Raw genomic sequence first — 21,500 nt, forward strand, 5'->3', positions numbered from 1 at the left:
GTGAAGCGCTCACCGCGGGCCCGCGGTGTCGCGGATACCTCGACGCCGAGGCATCCCTCTCTGCTCCCGACCGCCGCGCGGTCACGTGCGCATCCGTCGGGGTCGCGACTGGGTAGGCTGGACGACGGTGAATTGTGCGGAGCAGACAAGGGTTGCCGCACTCGTATGGCGATTCTCTGGCATGACCTGCCAGACGACGAAAGGTCTTCCGTGACTGTTCACGATCAGGATCCGTATTCGCAGGGGCCGCAGGACAGCGACCCGGAAGAGACCGCTGAGTGGCAGGAGTCCCTGCGCCAGCTCGTCCAGGCGAAGGGCCCCGGACGCGGGCGCGAGATCATGCTGAGCCTGCTCAAAGGCTCCAAAGATCTGCACCTCGGCGTGCCGATGGTGCCGACCACCGACTACATCAACACGATCGCGCAGTCGAACGAGCCCGAGTTCCCCGGTGACGAAGAGCTCGAGCGCCGGTACCGCAAGTGGATCCGCTGGAACGCCGCGGTCACCGTGCACCGCGCGCAGCGTCCCGGTATCGGCGTCGGTGGGCACATCTCCACCTACGCCTCGTCGGCCGCGCTGTACGAAGTCGGCTTCAACCACTTCTTCCGCGGCCTCGACGACCCGTCCGGCGGCGACCAGATCTTCATCCAGGGCCACGCCTCCCCCGGCACCTACGCCCGCGCGTACCTCGAGGGTCGCCTCACCGAGGCGCAGCTCGACGGCTTCCGCCAGGAGAAGTCGGCCGCCCCGAACGGCCTCCCCTCCTACCCCCACCCCCGTCTCATGCCGGAGTTCTGGCAGTTCCCGACGGTGTCGATGGGTCTCGGTCCGATCAACGCCATCTACCAGGCGATGTCGAACAAGTACCTCAGCAATCGCGGCATCAAAGACGTCGCCGACTCTCACGTGTGGGCCTACCTCGGCGACGGCGAGATGGACGAGGTCGAGAGCCGCGGCCAGCTGCAGGTCGCGGCCAACGAGGGTCTCGACAACCTGACGTTCATCGTCAACTGCAACCTCCAGCGCCTCGACGGCCCTGTCCGCGGTAACGGCAAGATCATCCAGGAGCTCGAGAGCTTCTTCCGCGGTGCTGGCTGGAACGTCATCAAGGTCGTCTGGGGTCGCGAGTGGGACGACCTGCTCGCCCGCGACACCGAGGGCGCGCTGCTGAACCTCATGAACAGCACCCCTGACGGTGACTACCAGACCTACAAGGCCGAGAACGGCGCCTACGTCCGTGAGCACTTCTTCGGCCGCGACCCCCGCGCGCTCGAGCTGGTGAAGGACTACACCGACGAGCAGATCTGGAACCTCAAGCGCGGTGGCCACGACTACCGCAAGGTCTTCGCGGCGTTCAAGGCCGCCAAGGAGCACAAGGGCCAGCCGACGGTCATCCTCGCCAAGACCATCAAGGGCTACGGCCTCGGTCCGCACTTCGAGGGCCGCAACGCGACCCACCAGATGAAGAAGCTGACGCTCGACGACCTCAAGGCGTTCCGCGACGCGATGGACATCCCGGTCACCGACGCCCAGCTGGAAGAGAACCCCTACCAGCCGCCGTATTACAAGCCGGCCGAGAACGACGAGACCATCTCGTACATGCTGGAGCGTCGCCGTGCGCTCGGCGGGTTCCTGCCCGAGCGTCGCACCACGCACGTCGGTCTGGAACTCCCCGGCGACCAGGCGTACGCGCTGCCGAAGAAGGGCTCCGGTACGCAGGAGGTCGCCACGACGATGGCGTTCGTCCGTCTGCTCAAAGACCTGCTGCGGGTCAAGGGCTTCGGGCACCGCATCGTGCCGATCATTCCCGACGAGGCGCGCACGTTCGGTATGGACGCGTACTTCCCGACGGCGAAGATCTACAACCCCAAGGGTCAGCACTACACCTCGGTCGACCGCGAGCTGCTGCTGGCGTACAAAGAGAGCCCCGAGGGGCAGATCATCCACGTCGGCATCAACGAGGCCGGCGCCCTGGCGGCCTTCACCGCCGCGGGCACGTCGTACGCCACGCACGGTGAGCCGCTGATCCCGGTCTACGTCCTCTACTCGATGTTCGGCTTCCAGCGCACGGGCGACGCCCAGTGGGCGGCGGGCGACCAGATGGCGCGCGGCTTCATCATCGGCGCCACCGCCGGTCGCACCACCCTGACGGGTGAGGGCCTGCAGCACGCCGATGGACACTCGCAGCTGCTGGCATCCACCAACCCCGCCACGGTGTCGTACGACCCCGCGTACGGGTACGAGATCGCGCACATCGTTCGCTCGGGCATCGAGCGCATGTACGGCGGCGAGCACTCCGACCCGAACGTCATGTACTACATGACGGTCTACAACGAGCCGCTCGTGCAGCCCGCCGAGCCCGAAGGGGTCGACGTCGACGGCATCGTCCGCGGCATCCACCGCATTTCGGTCGGCGAGGGCGAGGGTGCGCGCACCCAGCTGCTCGCGTCGGGCGTGGGCGTGCCGTGGGCGCTCGAGGCTCAGCGTCTGCTGAAGGACGACTGGGGCGTCGTCGCCGACGTGTGGTCGGTCACCTCGTGGACCGAACTGCGTCGTGACGGCCTCGCCGCCGACGAGCACAACTTCCTCCACCCCGACGAGGAGCCCCGCACGGCGTACCTCACCGAGAAGCTTCGGGATGCCGAAGGCCCCGTGGTCGCGGTCAGCGACTGGATGCACGCCGTTCAGGACCAGATCCGCCAGTGGGTGCCGCAGCGGTACCTCACGCTCGGTGCCGACGGATTCGGTTTCTCGGACACCCGTGCCGCCGCGCGTCGCTTCTTCAAGATCGACGGTCCGTCGCTCACGGTTCGCGCCCTGCAGGCGCTGGCCGACGAGGGCAAGGTCGACCGCTCGGTGATCGCCCAGGCGATCGAGAAGTACCGCCTGCACGACGTCAACGCCGGAACGAGCGGGAACGCCGGCGGCGAGGCCTGATCGCGTGACCGATCGCGCGGCCGACGGCTCGGTCGGGGGCGGCTCCACCGCCTCCGACCGGGTCGCCGACGAGAAGGCCGAGACCCTCGCGTGGTTGCGCCGGATCTCGGGCGATCTCGCCACCGCGACGATTCAGCGGCTGGAGGAGACCCTCCCCTGGTACGCCGAGATGCCGCCAGCGCGCCGATCGGCGGTCGGGCTGGTGGCTCAGGCGGGCATCACCTCGTTCCTTCAGTGGTTTGAGGAGCCCGCGTCGACCCCCGCGATCGCGGCCGACATCTTCGCCGCCGCCCCGCGCGAGCTCCTGCGCAGCGTGAGCCTCACGCAGACGTTGCAGCTGGTGCGCGTCACCGTCGAGGTGATGGAGGAGCGTGTCGCCGGGCGCAGCGAACGCGTGCGCGAGGCGATGCTGTCGTACTCGCGCGAGGTCGCGTTCGCCGCGGCTGACGTCTACGCCCGCGCCGCCGAAGCCCGCGGTCTGTGGGACGCGCGGCTCGAGGCCCTCGTGGTGGACTCGATCCTCACGGGCGAGGCCGACGATGAGCTCCCCAGCCGCATCGCCGCACTCGGCTGGCACGGGCACGGAGAGGTCGCGGTGCTGGTCGGCACCACTCCCCCGCAGCTCGACGTCGATCACGTGCGACGCACAGCCCGCAAGCTCGGTGTCGACGTGCTCATCGGCGTGCAGGGCTCCCGGCTCGTGCTCGTCATCGGCCGCGCCGACCCCGTTCGCGGTCGTGACGACGCCGCTGAGCTTCCCTTCACCGAGATCGCCAAGCGTCTCGAACCGAGCTTCGGCTCGGGGCACCTCGTGCTCGGCCCCGCGGTCGCGGCGCTCGTCGATGCCGGCCAGAGCGCGCGCGCCGCGCTGGCGGGGTTCGCCGTCGCCCGCGCGTGGCGTCACGCGCCGCGTCCCGTCGAAGCCGACGATCTGCTGCCCGAGCGTGCGCTCGCTGGCGACACGGTCGCCAAGCAGACGCTGGTCGACCGGGTCTACCGGCCGCTCCACGCCCACAGCGCCGACCTCGTGGCGACGCTCTGGAGCTACCTCGACAACGGTCGCTCGCTCGAGGCAACAGCCCGGGAACTGTACGTGCACCCCAACACGGTCCGGTACCGGCTCAAGCGCGTCTCCGAGGTGATCGGGTGGGATGCCACGGGCCCCCGCGAAGCGCTGATCCTGCAGACGGCTCTGATCCTCGGATCGATCGGGACGGATGCCACGCGCCGCCGCGGATCCGTCGGACGCCGCCCTCTCTCGCCGCGGTGATGCACGGCGCGCACAAAGACACGCCGATTTCTTGTGCCGATATCTCCAGAACACCCGGCCTGATCCTTGACAGGATGGGACGGTGATCATCGCCGTCTTCCCCGGGCAGGGTTCTCAGACCCCCGGGTTCCTCTCGCCGTGGCTCGAGATCGACGGGGCGCGCGAGCGCCTGGCCGGCTATTCAGAGCAGGCCGGTGTCGACCTCGTCGCGGCCGGCACCGAATGGGACGCCGACCAGATTCGCGACACGAGCGTCGCTCAGCCCCTGATCGTGGCCGCGAGCCTGCTGTCGTGGGCTGCCCTCGTCGACCGAGCCGGCCAGTCCGCCGCCGGGGTCGCGGGGCACTCCGTGGGCGAGTTCGCCGCGCTGGCGGCATCCGGAGTTCTTTCCGAGGCTGACGCGCTGCGCCTGGTGGGCCTGCGCGGACGCGCGATGGCGGAAGCCGCTGCGGCCGTCGAGACCGGCATGAGCGCGGTCGTCGGTGGCGATGAGCAGCTCGTGCTCGAGCGTCTGGACGCGCTCGGCCTGACCCCCGCCAACTACAACGGGGCCGGGCAGATCGTCGCGGCCGGAGAGCTGCCCGCGCTGGCCGCGCTGGCAGAGGAGGCCCCGCGCGGGTCGCGGGTCATTCCGCTGCAGGTCGCGGGCGCCTTCCACACGCGGTTCATGGAGCCGGCCGTCGAGACCCTGCGCGCCGCTGCGGCCGATGTGACGGTCGCGCAGCCCGACACGACGCTCTGGACCAACTCCGACGGCACGGTCGTCGAGGAGGGGCGCCGCGCGGTCGACCTCGTCGTCGCGCAGGTCGCCTCGCCCGTCCGGTGGGACCGGTGCATGAGCTCCTTCGCCGAGCACGGCGTGACCGGCATCATCGAACTTGCGCCGGCCGGTGCCCTCACGGGTCTGGCCAAGCGCGCGCTGCGCGGCACCCCGACCGTGGCAGTCAAGACCCCGGACGACCTCGATGCGGCCGTCGCACTCCTGAAGGGAGAGCAGGCATGAGCACCCCCACCCTGCGCCAGCTGACCGGTCCGGCCCACACGCGCATCTACGCCTACGGCGCGGCGCGCGGCGAGAACCACGTTCCCAACGACGACCTGGTCGGCCCCATCGACTCGAGCGACGAGTGGATCCGCCAGCGCACCGGCATCGTCACGCGCGTGCGCGCGAACGCCGAGACGGATGCCATCGATCTGGCGTCGGATGCCGCTCGCGAGGCCGTCGAGCGTTCCGGTGTCGACCCGGCCGACATCGACGCCGTGATCGTGGCGACCATCAGCAACCCGAAGCAGACGCCTTCGGCCTCGGCCATCGTGGCCGATCGCATCGGCGCGAACCCGGCGGCCGCCTACGATGTCAACGCCGCGTGCGCGGGATTCGCGTACGGCGTGGCGCAGGCCGACGCCCTCATTCGCGGAGGGCTCGCGACGCACGTAGTCGTCGTCGGCGCCGAGAAGCTCAGCGACGTCGTCGACCCGACCGACCGCAGCATCTCCTTCCTCCTCGGCGACGGCGCGGGCGCCGTGGTCATCGGCCCCAGCGACACCCCCGGCATCGGACCGACCATCTGGGGCTCGGACGGCTCCAAGGCCGACGCGGTCGGCATGAACCACACCCTCACCGAGTTCCGGGACGGCGTTGCCCCGTGGCCCACGCTCCGCCAGGAGGGTCCGACGGTCTTCCGCTGGGCCGTGTGGGAGATGGTGAAGGTCGCCCGTCAGGCGATCGAAGCTGCGGGCATCCAGCCGTCCGATCTCGCCGCGTTCGTTCCGCACCAGGCCAACATGCGCATCATCGACGAGTTCGCCAAGCAGCTCGGACTCCCCGAGACGGTGGTGATCGGACGCGACATCGAAACGACCGGCAACACCTCGGCGGCGTCGATTCCGCTGGCCACCCACCGTCTGCTCGAGGAGCACCCCGAGCTCAGTGGCGGCCTCGCGCTGCAGATCGGCTTCGGTGCCGGTCTGGTGTTCGGCGCGCAGGTCGTCGTGCTCCCCTGACGAGCGAGCGTCGAACCCTAGACTTATCGGGGCTCGGGACGATTACCCGGGCCGCCCCCAACAACAGGAGAAATCATGGCATTCACCAACGACGAGGTTCTCGCCGGCCTTGCCGAGCTCATCACCGACGAGACGGGCATCTCGGCCGACGAGGTCGCGCTCGAGAAGTCGTTCACCGACGACCTCGACATCGACTCGATCTCGATGATGACGATCGTCGTCAACGCCGAGGAGAAGTTCGGCGTCACCATCCCCGACGACGAGGTCAAGAACCTCAAGACCGTCGGCGACGCTGTCACCTACATCTCGTCGAACCAGTCCTGACCCTCCCGGTGGGGGCTGCGGCCCCCACCGGTCAAGACCCCTCGGTCGCACGAAGGATCACACCATGAGCACATCCCGCATCGTCGTCACCGGCATCGGTGCCACCTCGCCCATCGGCGGGACGGCCCCCGAGAGCTGGTCCGCCCTGCTGTCCGGCGCATCCGGCGCCCGCACCCTCGAGCACGAGTGGGTCGAGGAGTACCAGCTGCCGGTCACGTTCGCGGCCGAGGCGCTCGTGCGACCCGAGACCGTGCTGGAACGTCCTGTCGCCAAGCGCCTCGACCCGTCGTCGCAGCTCGCGATGGTCGCGGCGAAGGAGGCCTGGGAAGACGCGGGTGCGCCCGACGTCGACCCCGACCGGCTCGGCGTCGACTTCGCCACCGGTATCGGCGGCGTCTGGACGCTTCTCGACGCGTGGGACACCCTGCGTGAGAAGGGTCCGCGTCGGGTCATGCCGATGACGGTGCCGATGCTCATGCCCAACGCCGCGGCCGGCAACCTCTCCCTGCACTTCAACGCGCGTGCGTTCGCCCGCACGGTGGCGTCGGCGTGCGCGTCGAGCACCGAGTCGATCGTCAACGCCGTTCAGCACCTGCGTGACGGCTTGGCCGACATCGTGATCGCCGGCGGCACCGAGTCGGCGATCCACCCGATCACCATCGCGTCCTTCGCCTCGATGCAGGCGTTGTCCAAGCGCAACGACACCCCCGAGACCGCCTCGCGACCCGGCAGCATCGACCGCGACGGATTCGTCATGGGCGAGGGCGCGGGCGTGCTCATCCTCGAGACCGAGGAGCACGCCCAGGCCCGCGGCGCGAAGATCTACGCCGTTATCGCCGGCGGCGGTGTCACGGCCGATTCGTACCACATCACCGCGAACGACCCCGAGGGCCACGGTGCCGCGCGGGCCGTGCGCATGGCGCTGGAGATGGCGGGCGCCTCGCCCGACGACGTCACCCACATCAACGCCCACGCCACGTCGACCCCCGTCGGCGACCCGAACGAGTACCAGGCGCTCCGCTCGGTCTTCGGCGCCCGTGTCAACGAGATTCCGGTCTCGGCGACGAAGGCCTCGACGGGTCACCTTCTCGGCGGCACCGGCGCGCTGGAGGCCATCTTCACGGTTCTCGCCCTGAAGAACCGCGTGGCCCCGCCCACGATCAACCTCACCGAGCAAGACCCGGAGGTGCCATTCGCGATCTCCGGCTCCCCGGTCGAACTGCCGTCGGGCGACCAGCTCGCGATCAGCAACTCGTTCGGATTCGGCGGCCACAACGCCGTCGTCGCGATCGCCTCCGTCTGACCTCGGCCGAACGCCCCCGGCATCCCCCGACTGCTACGGGGATGACGGGGGCGTTCGGTATTTCATCGGGCAAGGGATACGCGTTCCCGGTGCCGGGAGATCGTCACCGACCTCCGGTAATGGCGCCTCCCCCACCCGACATCTCAGCCGACCTTGTGCAGCCAGACGACGTGTTGAGCGCATCCTGCGTAGCGGAACGGTTCAAGTTCTTCATCCCACGCGGACCCCAGCGCGACATCGAGTTCACGCTGCAGCTCGAACGCATCGCCGGCCGCGACTTCCATCGCGTACCGCACGCGGTCCTCGCCGATGACGACGTTACCCGCCGAATCCGTCTGAGCGAAGTGGATGCCGAGCCCCGGGGTGTGCATCCATCGGCCGCCGTCACTGCGCGGCGTGGGATCTTCGCTCACCTCGAAGCGGAGGTGCTCCCACCCGCGGATGGCGCTCGCGAGCGCGGCGCCGGACCCGACGGGTCCTTCCCAGTAGAACTCGGCGCGCCGACTGCCGGTCAGCACGGGCTGTTCCGTCCAGTCGAAGTTGACCGGACGGCCGAGGGCGCGTCCTACCGCCCACTCCAGGTGGGGGCACAACGCGCGCGGCGCCGAGTGGATGAGGATCACTCCGCGCGAAGACGTGGTCGCCATGGTCTCTCCTTCGTCAGGTACGTCTTCCCCTACGACCTGAGTGAGAGTGGTGGCGGCTATTCGGTTGTCTCGGTCATTATCGCCCGAACATAACGAAATCACAACACTGTGTTTCCCTAGGCGAACCAGAGCTTCCAGTACAGCGCGAAGTTGCGATTGCCGTACGACGAGCACGCGTCACCGGTGCTCCATCGTGCCTCCAATGCCGCGGTGTTCGGCTGGTACGGCGTGTAGTTGTAAAGCGCCGCCGTGGCGTGGTTGCGGATCTCGATATCGGTTCCCCCGCACGCGGGATCGGGCGAATACGCGATGTAGTGCGTGCCGGGCTGCCGCATGAATCCCGACGCGCGATAGGCCTTCAGGTCGGTCGCGCCCTGAGCGACCTGTGCCGCGAAACCGGCGCGACCCGGGTCGCACGGGGCGTCGTCGGGGCAGCGTGCACCCATGGCGGCCCCGAGGGCCTCGGCGGACGGGGCGCGCGCGAGTCGGCCCGACACGAGGCTCTGCTCCTTCTGCAGGATTACCAGCAGCACCTTCGCCGAGATCCCGCAGGCCCGTTGGATGCGGTCGATGATCTGCGCCGCGGTGAGCTCGCCGCCCTCGTAGGCCTCGCACACGGTCTCTCCGGTGTCCTCCGAGCGAATGGCATCCCGGGGCGGGAGATCGGTGCGCAGAACGTTCAGACACGAGTCGGTGCGACACTCGTCGATCTGGTCGTCGAGGAAGCGCTGGATCTCGTCGGCATCCATCGCTGCGGGGTCATAGAACGCCGCGTCGTCGATGAGGAGGCCGGGATCGAATCCGGCGAGGTCGATCGAGGCGCGTCGAGTCTCGGCGTTCCACGCGGACACGAGGTGAACGAGCGGGATCGCGGCGGCGACCACCAACCCGACGACCACGACGACCAGGAGGCCGAACGTCAGCCGCCGCCGTCGCACGACCCGTGCTCGAGCGAGCGTGCGGCCGGATCGGCGACGAGCCGGCCGGCGGGAGGCGGTGGGGGTGCGCCGCGATCGACCTCCCTGTTTCGCCATGACTCGATGGTGCCGCATCGCGCTGACCGCGTGCTGGGGGCGGTGCGCCCCGCGTCAGCGAATCGGTCGCACCGGTGCGGACGGTGCCGCCGCGATTCCGGAGCCGGAGAGCGTGAGTCCGTCGGAGCCGCTGGCGTCGTGCATCATCTGGTCGACGAGATCGCGGTCGATCGCCGGCTCACGGCCCCCGTAGAACTGCAGAACGAGGGCGTTCGAGGCATGGATCCAGAGGCTCGCCTGCCGCACTCCCTCGTTCACCGGCAGCTGAAGCATGAAGCCCTCGTTGCGGCGGAGCTTGTTCATGATCACGATGCGCAAGTGCGCAAGCAGACGATCATCGATGTCGAACGACGCACGGTCGCGGTAAATGAGGCGTCCCACGGCGGGTCCTTTTCTGGCGCGCTGAAGCGTACCGGTTGAGCAAGGGGCGGGACCACGCCGGGAAGCGAGGCAATGCGGGGGTTTCATTGTGTCACCCCGTGGCATCCGGAGGCCACAGCAGGTTCAAAGAAGACACCGATAACGTGGGAGTGAATATCCGACGACCCACGAGAGAGATACCCGTGAGCCTGCACCGCGCCTCCACTGACCAGGAGGGCCGATCTTCGAGCCCCCTCGTTGTGAGAGGGGGTGAGGTTTGATGCTGGCTGCTGTTCTGACGCTGTTGCTCGGAATCGTCGTGACGCTCGCGATCATCGCGGCGTGCGGATTCTTCGTCGCGCAGGAATTCGCGTACATGTCGGTCGACCGGTCGAAATTGGCCGCGCGCGCCGAAAAGGGTGACGCCCAGGCGAAACGGGTGCTCGCGATTACGCAGCGCACCTCGTTCATGCTCTCGGGAGCACAGCTGGGCATCACCGTCACGGGGCTTCTCATCGGTTACGTCGCGGAGCCGCTCATCGGCGCGTCGATCGGCACGCTGCTCGGGGGCGTCGGCATCGACCCCGCCATCTCGGTGACGATCGGCACCGTGGGCGCCCTCCTGCTCGCCACGATCGTGACGATGATCTTCGGTGAGCTGTACCCGAAGAACCTGGCGATCGCGAACCCCGAGCCCCTCGCCCGCGCCCTCGCCTTTCCGACGCGTATCTACCTGTCGGCGTTCGGCTGGCTCATCACGGTGTTCGACGTGGCGGCCAACGCCCTGCTGAAGCTCGTCCGCATCGAGCCCCTCGAAGACGTCGACGAGAGCGCGACCGCGCGCGACCTCGAGGCGATCGTCGAGGAGTCCCGCGCCAGCGGCGACCTCCCCGACGATCTGTCGATGATCATCGACCGCATTCTTGATTTCCCGCAGCGAGATGTCGAGCACGCCATGATCCCCCGGTCGCAGGTCGACTCCGTGAGCCCCGACACGACCGTCGGAGAAGTGCGCACGCTCATGGCCACCGGTCACACGCGCTATCCCGTGATCGGTGACGAGGACTCCCCCGTGGGCGTCGTGGAGCTGATCGATCTGCTGCGGGAGCAGCCGTCCTCCGACGCGCCCGTCTCGTCGGTCATGCGGCCCGCCGTCGTTCTGCCGACCTCCATGCTGCTCCCGGTCGCGCTCGACCGCATGCGTCGTAGTCGCAACGAACTCGCGTGCGTCGTCGACGAGTACGGCAACTTCGACGGCATCCTGACGATCGAAGACCTCACCGAGGAAGTGATCGGCGAGCTCTCCGACGAGCACGACACCGAGGTCGACGAAGTCTCCTCCGTCGGAGAGTCGACGTGGACGGTGCCCGGCGATCTGCATCTCGACGAGTTGGAACGCCTCATCGGGCATGATCTCGCCGAGAGCGACATCGAGACCGCCGCGGGCCTCGTGATCGAGGCGCACGGTGACCTCCCCGCGGTCGGGGCCGTCGTACGCATCGACCTGCCCGGGCGCGCCGGCGAGGTGGTCCAGGGCCTTCACATGGAACGCTGGCTCGAGATCGAGGTCACCGACGTCGATCGCCATGTGCCGTCTCAACTCGTCGTGCACATGCGAGAGATCGACCGGGATGCCGTGCCCGCCGTGCCCTCGGACGCCTCTGGCGAGGAGGTGGCCCCGTGAGCTGGTGGGTCGTCACCCTCATCACCGCGGCGCTGATCGTCGCGAGTGCCTTCTTCGTCATCGTGGAGTTCGCGCTCCTCGCCGCTCGCCGCCACCGGCTGGAGGAAGAGGCCGCGCACAGTGCCTCGGCCCGTGCCGCGCTGCGCGGTGTCAACGAGCTGACGGTGATGCTCGCGTTCGCGCAGCTCGGCATCACGGCGTGCACATTCTTGCTCGGCGCGATCACCAAGCCGGCGATCGACTATGCGCTGGCGCCCGTCTTCGAGCAGTGGGGCCTCCCCTACGTTCTCGCCGACATCATCGCCTTCATGCTCGCGCTGATCGTGGTGACGTTCCTGCACCTCGTGATCGGCGAGATGGCCCCGAAGTCGTGGGCGATCGCGCACCCCGAGACCGCGGCGAAGGCGACCGGCATCCTGGCCCGCGCGATGACGTGGCCGCTGCGCCCGTTCCTGCTGTGGATCAACCGCATCGCGAATCGCCTCGTGCGGGCGTCGGGCGTGGAGCCGGTGGAGAAGGCGGCGGCGGGCGGTCAGGACGCCGACACGATCCGCGAACTCGTTGCGCACTCCCGTCGCGCCGGCACCCTCGAGGAACAGTACTCGGGGCCGATCGCGCAGGCGATCGCCCTGGGAACGCTCACCGTCGGCGAGATCGTTCGTACGGACAGCACCCCGACTGCCGTTCCCGACGACGCTACGGTGGCCGACGTGCAGGCTGTGGCCGCGTCGTCGACGCACCTGCGGATCCTCGTCGGCACGGGCCCGACCTCGCGCGTCGCGCACGTGCGAGACACGCTCGAGGTCGACCCCTCGACCCCGGTGCGTGACATCGCACGCGATCCCCTCGTGCTGACACCGGATGCCTCGGCCTACGACGCCCTCGCGCGAATGCGGCGCGGGCGGGTGCAGCTGGCGACGGTGGTCGAGGGTGAGCGACTGCTCGGCGTCGTCACGCTCGATGACCTGCTGACGCAGATTCTGCCGGGGGCGGGTGAGGTCGCGGAGGGCGCGCGCTGATCAGAGGGCGCGCGGCTGGGGCGCCACGGGGCGGAGCCGGGGAATCCAGCAGCGCACCTCGTCGCGGTAGCGCTCGAAATCCGCGCCGAACTTCGCGGCGAGGTCGGCCTCCTCGTGGGGGCGGACGGCGTAGTTCCACACGAGTGCGCCGGCCACGGCATATGCGGCGACCATCCACGACGACAGCATCATGCCCACGGCCACGCCCTGCGCGATGCTGGTGATCGCCATGGGGTTGCGTACCCAGCGGTAGGGGCCCGCGATGACGAGACGGTTAGGCATCGCCGCGGGGAGCGGGGTGCCGTCGCCCTTCACCGACAGCGCGGCAGCCGACCAGAACGCGGCGGCGCCGAGCACGACGAACAGCAGGATCCCGGCGATTCGAACGCCGTCGCCCAGGTCGACGGAGAGTCCCCATCGGCGTTCGAGACTCGACAGCACGACCGGGATCGCCGCGAAGAACACCGCCCAGAACCCCGCGATCTGCAGCAGCGTCCCCACCATGTGCAGCAGCGGCGACCGGCGAGAGCGTGCCGTGCGGAACGCGAACGGCCCGAGCAGCGCCCACTGCGTCGGGATGCGTCCCCACCACAGCAGCGCGAGCGCGCCGAGTGACCCGAGTGACGCGCCGGTCATCGCGACGACGCCCCATCCGGCCAGCCCCGTGAGGGTGGCGTAGACCGCCAGCGACGCGGTGACCACGAGCGTCCAGGCGGTGGCGGTCACCGCCGCGCCGAGACGGGCCCGCCCCGGCAGGACAGCCGCGAGAGCGGATGCCACGACGAACAGGACGATGTCGAACGGTGCCAGCAGTACCGCATCGATGTCGCCGAGAGTGGCGCTCCGCACCGCCGGGGCCGTGAAGACGCCGACCCACCACGCCGCGCCGGCGATCGCCTGCGCGGCGAAGTACAGCCGGGCGAGGGTGGATGCCGAGGTCATGGCATCCATCCTCCCCCGGTCCGACCGCGATATCGGGGAGCGGCGTCGGTCGCGCCGATCAGCCGCGGGCGCTGAACGCGGCGAGCTCCGCCCGCGTTCGGGCGCCGTGCTTCCGGAGCAGGTTCGCCACGTGGTACTTCACCGTGTTCAGGGAGATGCCGAGTCCGTCGGCGATCTCGCGATTGCCGACGCCGGTCGTCACCAGACGCAGGACCTCCCGTTCCCGTTCGGTGAGGTCGGAGTCCGTCGCGGCTTCCGCCGCTCGCGGCGACGGGTCGAGGGGAAGCGAGATGTCGAGCGTGGAGCCCCACCCGGGCGTGGAGGCGACGCTCAGATTTCCCTCGAGTGCGACGACGCGTTCCGCGATCGGGCGGACGGCGTCGTCGTGCGCGTCGAGGGTGCCGGCGCCGTCGTCGCGCAGCTGCATGAGCAGGTTCCGACCATCGCAGTCCCACTGAATCCGAACCCGGCGCGCAGCGCCGTCGTCGACCAGCGCAAGCACGGCGGTGCGGACGATCGCCCGCGCGCTGTGGGCGACGTCCCCGGGAAGGGCGCGACCGGTCGTGGGCGGTTCGACGAACTGCACGTCGAGGTCGCCGAACCGCATCAGGGGACGCAGGTCGGCGCGGAGGCGCGAGAAGGCGCCCGTGACGGGTTCGAGGAGCGTGCTGCGCTGCCGGTCGGTGGCGGTGCGGAGCTCGATGAGGGCGGCCGACGCGATCTCGACGGCCTCGGCGCGCGCCGCCGCGTCGGACAGTCGCGTCGAGCGCAGCGCGGCGAGCATGGACTCGAGCGTCAACGCGTGCCGATCGGCTTGCTCCGCCACGGTGCGGGCGTGCTCGGAGGCCGCCGAGCGGCTGGCGTGTATCTCTGCGTCTCTCGCCATAGGGACCGAACCTACCGGTCCTACCCGAAAGAATGGTCCCACCCGATCGGATGGGCTCGCCGCCTGGCCGGGCAGCAGCGGGAACGGCCCGGGGCGGGGACGATCGACCTATGCCTCACACCACCGTCGCGGACGCCCTCGGAACGATCGGCACCGAGCTCCAGGACGTCGTCGCCGCGCTTCGGGACGCCGACCCGGTGCCCTTCGAGAACGCCCTCGCGCTCCTGACCGACGCCGAGCGCGTGTTCGTCCACGGTGCGGGGCGGTCGGGCCTCGCGCTGCGCTCGACCGCGATGCGGCTCATGCACCTCGGCTTGACGGTGCACGTCGTCGGCGAGGTGACGACCCCGGCGATCCGCCGCGGCGATCTCCTCCTCGTCGCGAGCGGTTCCGGAACCACCGGCGGCATCGTGCAGGCCGCGAAGACCGCCGCCGACGTCGGCGCCCGGGTGCTCGCGGTGTCGACCACCGACGCTTCCCCCCTGTCGGAGGTTGCGGATACCACCCTGGTGATCCCGGCCGCGACGAAGACGGATCGCTCCGGCACGGCATCCGCCCAATACGCCGGAAGCCTCTTCGAGCAGGCCGTCAGCGTGCTCGGCGACGCGCTCTTCCACGCGCTCTGGCAGCGCAGCGGTCACTCCGCCGACGACCTCTGGCCCCGCCACGCGAATCTCGAATGACCCGCGCCGGAACCCCGGCGATACACCCCACCGAAAGGACACCCCCATGCAGCTTCAGTTCGCCATGGACACCCTGACCACCGAGCACGCGCTCGAGCTCGCCGGGAAGGCAGCGCCGTACGTCGACGTGCTCGAGCTCGGCACCCCGCTCATCAAGAGCGCCGGCCTGTCGGCGATCACCGCCATCAAGGACGCCCACCCCGACAAGATCGTCTTCGCCGACCTGAAGACGATGGATGCCGGTGAGCTCGAGGCCGACATGGCCTTCCAGGCCGGCGCCGACCTCGTCACCGTGCTCGGCGTTGCCGGTGACAGCACGATCGCCGGTGCCGTGAAGGCCGCCAAGGCCCACGGCAAGGGCGTCGTCGTCGACCTCATCGGCGTCCCCGACAAGGCCGCCCGCGCGAAGGAAGTCACCGCGCTCGGTGTGGAGTTCGTCGAGATGCACGCCGGTCTCGACGAGCAGGCCGAGGAAGGCTTCACCTTCGAGACGCTCCTCCGTGACGGCGAGGCCTCGGGTGTCGCGTTCTCGGTCGCCGGTGGCATCACCGCCCAGACCATCGCCGCCGTGCAGGAGTCGGGCGCTCGCCTCGCGGTCGCCGGAAGCGCGATCTACAGCGCCGACGACGTGGCAGCCGCGGCCGCCGAGCTGCGCGCCGCGATCACGGAGACCGCTGCGGCCTGATCCGATTCGTTCGAGCCGGGGGCTCGGTGCCGTAGGGCGCCGGGCCCCCGTTCGCGCGCGGCCTCACGCCCACCTGTCGTCGTCGCTCTCCGCGGCCTGCGCGTGCGACCACGCGGCGCGGAACCCGCACTCGCGGCATTCGTCGGCGTCGATACCCTCGTCGATCAGCGGATGCATCGTCACGCCGCACGAGGGGCAGATGGGCTGCGCGTCGTCGTCGTCGGGGTCTCTGTAAGTCATGGCCGTTCCGCTCGCACTGTGTACACCCGAGAGCCTCGGGGCGTCGCCGGAGGGAACGTCCTCCGCAGCTCGGCTGTTCCCCGTGCTGCGGATTCCTGGCGGCGGAAGACCCCGACATCGCGGCGATGTCGGGGCCTCGTGCCGTAGGGCGGGTGGGACTTGAACCCACGATCGTCGGGTTATGAGCCCGCTGCCTTGACCAGCTTGGCCACCGCCCCTCGGTGACTCCGAGCCTACCGGCATCCCTTCCCGTCCCGCGGGACTCCCCGCGCGCCGAAGCCGCACGTTCGGGTCAAACGCACACGGTGGGGACGCCCCGAACGTGTGCGCTCGACCCGAACGTGTGCGCTGGGCAGACGAACCCGGGCGCGACCGGGTCGCGCGCCGACCGGGCGCGCGGCGACCCAGGCCGCGCCGCGCCGCGGGTCAGTGCACGCGGGGCGGCTTCGGCTTGCCGTCGGCCGTCACCTGGGGGTGGTGGCGGGTCAGCTGGATGACGCCCCACGTCGCGATCGCGCCCGCGATCGCGAAGCCGATGAGCGCCCAGGCGGGGGCCGTGGAGGCCTCGCCGAGCACCGCCAGGCCGATCAACACCGCGACGATGGGGTCGATGACCGTGAGCCCCGCGATCACCAGGTCGGGAGGTCCGGCGGAGTACGCCGTCTGCACGAAGTACGCGCCGACGCCGACGGCGGCGAGCAGTGCCACGAGGCACAGCAGCGTCAGCCAGTCGAAGTTGCCGGCCTGCGCACGGCTGATGACGACCTTGGCGAGTGTCGCCACGAAGCCGTAGATCACGCCCGCGGCCATGATGTAGAACAGCGCCTGCGCGCGGCGGCGCACCAGCAGCCAGAAGCCGCCGAAGACGATCACCACCACGGCCAGGATGCCGAGGATGATCAGCAGCTCGCGCGACGTGATCGCGTGCTCGGTCGCGAAGAAAGCCGCGATCGTGACGAAGATGAAGATGCCGCCGACGCACGCCGCGATGGCGATGAGCGAGGCCCGGGTCGGCTTGTGATGCGTGACGCGCGCGTTCAGGATCGTCGTGATCACCAGGGCGATCGCCCCGAGCGGTTGCACGAGGATCAGCGGCGCCACCGACAGCGCGGCGAGCTGGCAGACGATCGCGAGACCGAGCATGACCGTTCCGGCGACCCACGACGGGCGCGTCAGCAGCGCCTTCATCTGCGCGCCCGAGAGTCCGCCGGTGGTCTTGCCCGACAGGCTCTCGACCTTCTGCACACCCCGGTGCTGGTACTGCGCGCCGAACGACATGAACACGGCGCCGAAGAGCGCCAGGGGGATGCCGAGCAGGATGCGCGGATCGCGGAAGACACCGACGAGTTGGTCGATACCGTCGGTGAGAGAGACATCGAGCGGAATCACCCTCCGACGATAGCGTCAGGCTCCCTCGTTAGGCTGGTGACGTGGCCGTACTCCCTATCCGCATCATGGGCGACCCTGTGTTGCACGCTCCCGCTGCCCGCGTCGACGAGATCACCGACGAGATCCGCACCCTCGTCGGTGACATGTTCGAGACGATGGATGCCGCCCCCGGCGTGGGCCTCGCCGCGCCCCAGGTGGGCGTCGGCCTGCGCATCTTCACGTACACGTACGAAGACGACGAGGGCCTCCCCTGGCGCGGTGTCGTGATCAACCCCGAGCTGTGGATCCGTCCGATCGAGCCGGGCTACCCCGACCCCGACGACGAGTCCGAGGGGTGCCTGTCGTTCCCCGGCGAGCGCTTTCCGCTCCGCCGCTCCGAGGCCGCGCTCCTGACCGGAGTCGACCTCGAGGGCGAGCCGGTGCGGATCGAGGTGTCGGGCTGGCGCGCCCGCATCCTGCAGCACGAGTTCGATCACCTCGACGGCGTGCTCTACATCGATCGTCTCGACGACGACGACAGTCGGGTCGCCGCCAAGATCGCCAAGAAACGCAAGTGGGGCACGCCCGGCTCCTCGTGGATGCCAGGAGTCGACGACCTCGAGGCGTGAGGCGCCTCAGTACAGGCCGCGCGCCTGGAGTTCCTGCTGCAGGATGGGCGTCAGCCGCTCCGCGAACGCCGGGGTCAGGTGTGTCTCGTCGTACCGGACGGGTATGTCGCCCGCGAACGCCGGGCAGACGTTCTGCCAGCACGTGAACGGGAGCGCGTTCACCGCGGTGTTCCCCGTCGCGGCGGCCTCGGCCTCGGCGGCCGCTTCCATCTGCGCCCACACGTCATCCACGGCCGCGAGGCACGCCGACGGGCCCGTGACCGGCGAATAACACCGGTCGAGGTCGGCACCGTGCGGGGGCGGCGAGAGGAACACGGTGTGTCCCGGTGGGGCCCACGCGCCGACCTCCGCGAACGTCGAGGACGCGAGACGGGCCGCGTCGAGGGTCTCGCCGTCGAGCGAACGGCCGAGGGTGAACGCGTTGGAGACGATCACGAGGTCGGCGGGATCGGCCGCGACCATGGCGCGCACCTGTTCCTTGCGCGGTCCGCACGCGGCGGCGATGGCCGGATCGCGGCTCTCGAGCAGGACGTCGGTGAAGCGGCATCCGTACATGCCCACTGTCGTGGCGCGCCAGGCGCCTCCGCTGCGTTCGGCGAGGGCGGCGATGGCCGGCGCGTACGCCATGGCGCTGGAGTCGCCGACGAGGTACACGTGTCGAGGTGCGGCCGGGTCGCCCCACGTGCAGCGCGCGATGTCGGGCTGCACGTCGGGGGTGAAACAGTCGTGGGCGCGATTGGTCGACGACGAGGCGCGGATGACCTCGTCGAGTCCGGGATGCAGGTCGGGCCAGGTCGTGGCGGTGACCGCGGCCGCGAGTTCCGCCTGGAGCGTGGGTAGGGCATTCGCCGCATCCGGTGCGGCGGGGGCACCGATCGCGATCGTGTCGGGAAGACGCAGCACGGGGGCGCCGTACGCGACGAAGACGGCGAGAACCGTGGCACCCGCGCCGATCGCGAGCACCGCGCCGGCCAGGGCGATGCGGTGCGAGAACTGCTCTCGCCAGGCGGCCCAAGTGGACGGGCCGCGCGGAATGGCGGCGGGGGCGGTGAGGGGCGCGGGCTCGGCGCGGGCCGGCTCAGCGGGCGCCGGGAGCGCCGGTACCTCCGGTGCCGTCGCCGCCGCGGCATCCGTCGGAGCGACCGCCCCGGGCCGGGGCCGTGCGCCCGGGTAGTAGCGCTGGCCCGGCACCCACCCGGCGGGACGGGATGCCAACGCCGGACGGGACGCCGAGGCGGCGGGCCGCGAGACGGGTTCTGCCCGCGCCAGCGAGGCGGGAGCGGGCGCCTCCCGGCGCGGGGCGGGCGCGGGGCTCGCGCTCTCCTCTCGCGCACGGCCGCGCGGCTCGAGCCACGGCGACCGGTGGACGGGCTGTTCGAGGCCGAGGTAGGTGGCGACGGTGAGCACGACAATGACGAGCCCCACGATGGGCGTCCAGGCCGCACCTGCCGGAAGCAGCACGCCGGCGAACACGATGACGGGCAGGTGCCAGAGGTAGAGCGAGTACGAGGCGTTTCCGACGGACACACTGATCGGGTTGGACAACGGGAACAGGTGACGTTGACGCGGGTCGCCGCCGACGCCGCCCGCGATCACGAGCGCGGCTCCCGTCACCGGCAGCACCACCCACGGCGCCGGGAACGGTGACGTCGGATCGATGACGGCGAACGACGCCACGACCACCGCCAGTCCCGCCCACCCGAAGAGGATCCGCAGGGCCGCCGGCATCCGGGTCAGCAGCGGGGCGATCGCCGCGAGGACCGCGCCGACACCGAGCTCTCCGACGCGGGCGAGAGTCGAGAAGTACGCCCCCGTGGGGTCGCTCGCCGTCAGCGACACCGCGGCGACCGCCGAGACCGCGACGAGCGCGGCGGCGGTCATGCCCACCGCGACGCGCCCCGGGGCGCCCCGTCGTGCCGCGGTCGGCAGCAGCGCGAGCACCGCCAGGAGCAGCAGCGGCCAGGCGAGCGAGAACTGCTCCTCGATCGACAGCGACCAGAAGTGCTGGAGCGGGGAGACCTCGGTGGACGAGAAGTAGTCGCGGCCCTCCAGCCCGAAGCGCCAGTTCGAGACGAGGCCGAGCGCGGCGAGCGCGTCGCCGAGCGTCTGCTCGGCTCGTGCCCGGTGGAACACGACGAAGGCCAGCGATACGACCGTCGCCAGGACCAGGAGGGCGGCCGGCAGCAGCCGCCGCGCGCGCCGCGCGAAGAAGGCGCGGAGATCGACGGTGCCCGTGCCCGCCAGGTCACGCAGGAGGATGCCGGTGACGAGGAACCCCGAGATCACGAAGAACACATCGACGCCGGTGAAGCCGCCGGCAGGCCAGCCCGTGAGGTGGCTCGCGACGACCCCGAGGACCGCCAGTGCCCGCAGCCCCTGCAGGTCGAGGCGCGCGCGTGTCGGGGCGGTGGGCATGGTCGGCGGCTTCCTTCCGGGCCGTCGCTCACGGCCGGAGCGATCCTAGTGGAATCGCTCTCAGGGCGACCGTGGCGCCCCTCTCAGGCGAGCGCCCTCACCCCACCGAGAAGCTGTGGAGGCCGAGATCATCGGACAACGCCTCGCTGACCAGGCGCCCGCGCACGCTCGTGCCCTGCTCATCGAGCGGAGGGCTGACGACCGCCGCCCCGAGCCGCCCGGGAGCCGACAGCACGATCGCCCCCGACACGCTCGACTTCGCGGGGATCCCCACGGCGCGCATCCACCGGCCCGACCCGTCGTACACCCCACACGTGGCCATCACCGACACGACGTCGCGGGCAATCCGGGTCGGCACGGCACGCTCACCCGTTCGCGGGTTGACGCCGCCCAGTGCCAGGGTCGCCCCCATGACCGCGAGAGTCTCGGCATCCACGAGGGTGGCGCACGCGCGAGCATAGACGGCGACCGAGTCGTCGGCGCTCGGGGTGAGCGTTCCCTCCGCGCGCATCAGGTGGGCGAGCGCGTGATTACGGTCGCCGAGCAGGTGTTCGTTCTGGGCGACGTCCTCATCGACGTCGAGCGGGCGTCCCGCGAAGGCGGCGAGACCCCGGGCGATGCGTTCCGCGCGCGCCTCGGCGTCGGCACCGTCGACGAGGGACGCGGTGAGCAGGGCTCCGGCGTTGACCATCGGGTTCGGCGGACGCCCGGTGCCGCTCTCGAGCTTGATCGCGTCGAAGGCCTCCCCGGTGGGCTCGATCCCCACCCGATCGAGGGCCTCTCCCCCGGTGTCGAGGATGGCCAGCGCGAACAGGAACGGCTTGACCGCCGACTGGACGCTGAACGGCACGTCGCTGCGGGCGCTTGCGCGCACCGCCCCGTCGGGGAGAGCCAGCGCGATCGCGCAGAGGTCGGGGTCGGCGTTCGCGAGCTGAGGGATGCTGTCGTCGACCTCGCCGCCGCGTTCGTCGCGCACCCGCGCGCGCAGCGCCTCGAGGTCGTAGCGGCCGGGGTCAGAGGGCGTGGTCACTCCCCCACCCTGGCAGGGATGGGCCGCGCGGGACACGACG

Annotated in this window: 20 protein-coding genes and 1 tRNA gene; 11 read left to right on the plus strand and 10 right to left on the minus strand. The window is 70.3% G+C overall.

The features are described 5' to 3' along the window. The first annotated feature begins 210 nt into the window (after nucleotides 1-210). From aceE to ACU6WY_RS07360, 6 genes are all read left to right on the plus strand, one after another. A complete protein-coding gene (gene aceE / locus ACU6WY_RS07335) occupies nucleotides 211-2,937 on the plus strand; it encodes a pyruvate dehydrogenase (acetyl-transferring), homodimeric type (protein ID WP_483821780.1) in 2,727 nt (908 codons plus the stop codon). A 94-nt stretch (nucleotides 2,938-3,031) separates the two neighbouring features. Then, complete coding sequence (locus ACU6WY_RS07340; RefSeq protein ID WP_483821871.1) at nucleotides 3,032-4,207, plus strand: PucR family transcriptional regulator; 1,176 nt, start codon at nucleotides 3,032-3,034, stop codon at nucleotides 4,205-4,207. Between the two features lie 82 nt (nucleotides 4,208-4,289). Continuing rightward, a complete protein-coding gene (locus ACU6WY_RS07345) occupies nucleotides 4,290-5,210 on the plus strand; it encodes an ACP S-malonyltransferase (RefSeq protein WP_483821781.1) in 921 nt (306 codons plus the stop codon). After that, nucleotides 5,207-6,211 carry a beta-ketoacyl-ACP synthase III gene (locus tag ACU6WY_RS07350; RefSeq protein WP_483821782.1) on the plus strand — a complete coding sequence of 335 codons (1,005 nt, stop codon included), beginning with the start codon at nucleotides 5,207-5,209 and terminating at the stop codon, nucleotides 6,209-6,211. The genes ACU6WY_RS07345 and ACU6WY_RS07350 overlap by 4 nt, the downstream gene beginning before the upstream one ends. A gap of 75 nt (nucleotides 6,212-6,286) precedes the next feature. Next, nucleotides 6,287-6,535 (plus strand): acyl carrier protein, encoded by a 249-nt coding sequence (locus tag ACU6WY_RS07355; RefSeq protein ID WP_128216336.1) that lies wholly within the window; start codon nucleotides 6,287-6,289, stop codon nucleotides 6,533-6,535. A 64-nt stretch (nucleotides 6,536-6,599) separates the two neighbouring features. Next, on the plus strand, nucleotides 6,600-7,838 hold the full coding sequence (locus ACU6WY_RS07360; RefSeq protein WP_483821783.1) for a beta-ketoacyl-[acyl-carrier-protein] synthase family protein: 1,239 nt from the start codon (nucleotides 6,600-6,602) through the stop codon (nucleotides 7,836-7,838). Between the two features lie 143 nt (nucleotides 7,839-7,981). Here the strand turns inward: ACU6WY_RS07360 and ACU6WY_RS07365 are convergent, their stop codons facing one another. The 3 genes from ACU6WY_RS07365 to ACU6WY_RS07375 form a co-directional block, all read right to left on the minus strand. Continuing rightward, on the minus strand, nucleotides 7,982-8,485 hold the full coding sequence (locus ACU6WY_RS07365) for a DUF3145 domain-containing protein (protein ID WP_483821784.1): 504 nt from the start codon (nucleotides 8,483-8,485) through the stop codon (nucleotides 7,982-7,984). A 116-nt stretch (nucleotides 8,486-8,601) separates the two neighbouring features. After that, entirely contained in the window at nucleotides 8,602-9,519 is a 918-nt protein-coding gene (locus tag ACU6WY_RS07370) for a hypothetical protein (protein WP_483821785.1), read from the minus strand. A 54-nt stretch (nucleotides 9,520-9,573) separates the two neighbouring features. Continuing rightward, on the minus strand, nucleotides 9,574-9,900 hold the full coding sequence (locus ACU6WY_RS07375; protein WP_483821786.1) for a DUF7882 family protein: 327 nt from the start codon (nucleotides 9,898-9,900) through the stop codon (nucleotides 9,574-9,576). 259 nt (nucleotides 9,901-10,159) lie between these two features. Between ACU6WY_RS07375 and ACU6WY_RS07380 the strand changes: the two genes are divergently transcribed. Both ACU6WY_RS07380 and ACU6WY_RS07385 read left to right on the plus strand, forming a co-directional pair. Then, nucleotides 10,160-11,563, plus strand: coding sequence for a hemolysin family protein (locus ACU6WY_RS07380; protein WP_483821787.1), 1,404 nt, complete (start codon nucleotides 10,160-10,162; stop codon nucleotides 11,561-11,563). Further along, on the plus strand, nucleotides 11,560-12,582 hold the full coding sequence (locus ACU6WY_RS07385; RefSeq protein WP_483821788.1) for a CNNM domain-containing protein: 1,023 nt from the start codon (nucleotides 11,560-11,562) through the stop codon (nucleotides 12,580-12,582). Before ACU6WY_RS07380 ends, ACU6WY_RS07385 begins: the two co-directional genes overlap by 4 nt. On the opposite strand, the gene ACU6WY_RS07390 is transcribed toward ACU6WY_RS07385, so the two are convergent. Both ACU6WY_RS07390 and ACU6WY_RS07395 read right to left on the minus strand, forming a co-directional pair. Further along, complete coding sequence (locus ACU6WY_RS07390; protein WP_483821789.1) at nucleotides 12,583-13,524, minus strand: methyltransferase family protein; 942 nt, start codon at nucleotides 13,522-13,524, stop codon at nucleotides 12,583-12,585. It abuts the gene before it with no gap. A gap of 58 nt (nucleotides 13,525-13,582) precedes the next feature. Next, nucleotides 13,583-14,410 carry a helix-turn-helix transcriptional regulator gene (locus ACU6WY_RS07395; protein WP_483821790.1) on the minus strand — a complete coding sequence of 276 codons (828 nt, stop codon included), beginning with the start codon at nucleotides 14,408-14,410 and terminating at the stop codon, nucleotides 13,583-13,585. Nucleotides 14,411-14,520: 110 nt separating this feature from the next. Here ACU6WY_RS07395 and hxlB point away from each other — a divergent pair, with 110 nt between their 5' ends. Together hxlB and hxlA are read left to right on the plus strand one after the other, a co-directional pair. Further along, the gene (gene hxlB / locus ACU6WY_RS07400) at nucleotides 14,521-15,093 is read left to right on the plus strand and encodes a 6-phospho-3-hexuloisomerase (protein ID WP_483821791.1); all 573 of its coding nucleotides are present in this window, start codon (nucleotides 14,521-14,523) and stop codon (nucleotides 15,091-15,093) included. A gap of 46 nt (nucleotides 15,094-15,139) precedes the next feature. Next, the gene (gene hxlA / locus ACU6WY_RS07405; protein WP_483821792.1) at nucleotides 15,140-15,778 is read left to right on the plus strand and encodes a 3-hexulose-6-phosphate synthase; all 639 of its coding nucleotides are present in this window, start codon (nucleotides 15,140-15,142) and stop codon (nucleotides 15,776-15,778) included. 63 nt (nucleotides 15,779-15,841) lie between these two features. Here the strand turns inward: hxlA and ACU6WY_RS07410 are convergent, their stop codons facing one another. The 3 genes from ACU6WY_RS07410 to ACU6WY_RS07420 form a co-directional block, all read right to left on the minus strand. Next, nucleotides 15,842-16,018, minus strand: coding sequence for a zf-TFIIB domain-containing protein (locus ACU6WY_RS07410; RefSeq protein WP_483821793.1), 177 nt, complete (start codon nucleotides 16,016-16,018; stop codon nucleotides 15,842-15,844). 144 nt (nucleotides 16,019-16,162) lie between these two features. Beyond that, a tRNA-Ile gene (locus ACU6WY_RS07415) sits at nucleotides 16,163-16,236 on the minus strand. 208 nt (nucleotides 16,237-16,444) lie between these two features. Then, on the minus strand, nucleotides 16,445-17,407 hold the full coding sequence (locus ACU6WY_RS07420) for a DMT family transporter (RefSeq protein ID WP_483821794.1): 963 nt from the start codon (nucleotides 17,405-17,407) through the stop codon (nucleotides 16,445-16,447). 41 nt (nucleotides 17,408-17,448) lie between these two features. On the opposite strand from ACU6WY_RS07420, the gene def reads away from it, so the two are divergent. Then, nucleotides 17,449-18,015: a peptide deformylase gene (gene def, locus ACU6WY_RS07425; protein ID WP_483821795.1), complete on the plus strand. Its 567-nt coding sequence runs from the start codon at nucleotides 17,449-17,451 to the stop codon at nucleotides 18,013-18,015. A gap of 6 nt (nucleotides 18,016-18,021) precedes the next feature. Here the strand turns inward: def and ACU6WY_RS07430 are convergent, their stop codons facing one another. After that, nucleotides 18,022-20,430, minus strand: coding sequence for an acyltransferase family protein (locus tag ACU6WY_RS07430; RefSeq protein WP_483821796.1), 2,409 nt, complete (start codon nucleotides 20,428-20,430; stop codon nucleotides 18,022-18,024). 97 nt (nucleotides 20,431-20,527) lie between these two features. Beyond that, nucleotides 20,528-21,460 (minus strand): glutaminase A, encoded by a 933-nt coding sequence (gene glsA, locus ACU6WY_RS07435; RefSeq protein ID WP_483821797.1) that lies wholly within the window; start codon nucleotides 21,458-21,460, stop codon nucleotides 20,528-20,530. Between the last annotated feature and the right edge of the window lie 40 nt (nucleotides 21,461-21,500).

It is taken from the genome of Microbacterium sp. ZW3a, assembly GCF_057167165.1.

Bases quoted from the DNA above. Each gene is read 5' to 3' on its own strand.
- ACU6WY_RS07350 (WP_483821782.1), top strand. From the start codon at position 5,207: ATGAGCACCCCCACCCTGCGCCAGCTGACCGGTCCGGCCCACACGCGC.
- hxlB (WP_483821791.1), top strand. From the start codon at position 14,521: ATGCCTCACACCACCGTCGCGGACGCCCTCGGAACGATCGGCACCGAG.
- ACU6WY_RS07355 (WP_128216336.1), top strand. From the start codon at position 6,287: ATGGCATTCACCAACGACGAGGTTCTCGCCGGCCTTGCCGAGCTCATC.
- ACU6WY_RS07410 (WP_483821793.1), bottom strand. From the start codon at position 16,018: ATGACTTACAGAGACCCCGACGACGACGACGCGCAGCCCATCTGCCCC.
- ACU6WY_RS07390 (WP_483821789.1), bottom strand. From the start codon at position 13,524: ATGACCTCGGCATCCACCCTCGCCCGGCTGTACTTCGCCGCGCAGGCG.
- ACU6WY_RS07395 (WP_483821790.1), bottom strand. From the start codon at position 14,410: ATGGCGAGAGACGCAGAGATACACGCCAGCCGCTCGGCGGCCTCCGAG.
- ACU6WY_RS07370 (WP_483821785.1), bottom strand. From the start codon at position 9,519: ATGGCGAAACAGGGAGGTCGATCGCGGCGCACCCCCACCGCCTCCCGC.
- ACU6WY_RS07365 (WP_483821784.1), bottom strand. From the start codon at position 8,485: ATGGCGACCACGTCTTCGCGCGGAGTGATCCTCATCCACTCGGCGCCG.
- ACU6WY_RS07430 (WP_483821796.1), bottom strand. From the start codon at position 20,430: ATGCCCACCGCCCCGACACGCGCGCGCCTCGACCTGCAGGGGCTGCGG.
- ACU6WY_RS07360 (WP_483821783.1), top strand. From the start codon at position 6,600: ATGAGCACATCCCGCATCGTCGTCACCGGCATCGGTGCCACCTCGCCC.
- ACU6WY_RS07380 (WP_483821787.1), top strand. From the start codon at position 10,160: ATGCTGGCTGCTGTTCTGACGCTGTTGCTCGGAATCGTCGTGACGCTC.
- hxlA (WP_483821792.1), top strand. From the start codon at position 15,140: ATGCAGCTTCAGTTCGCCATGGACACCCTGACCACCGAGCACGCGCTC.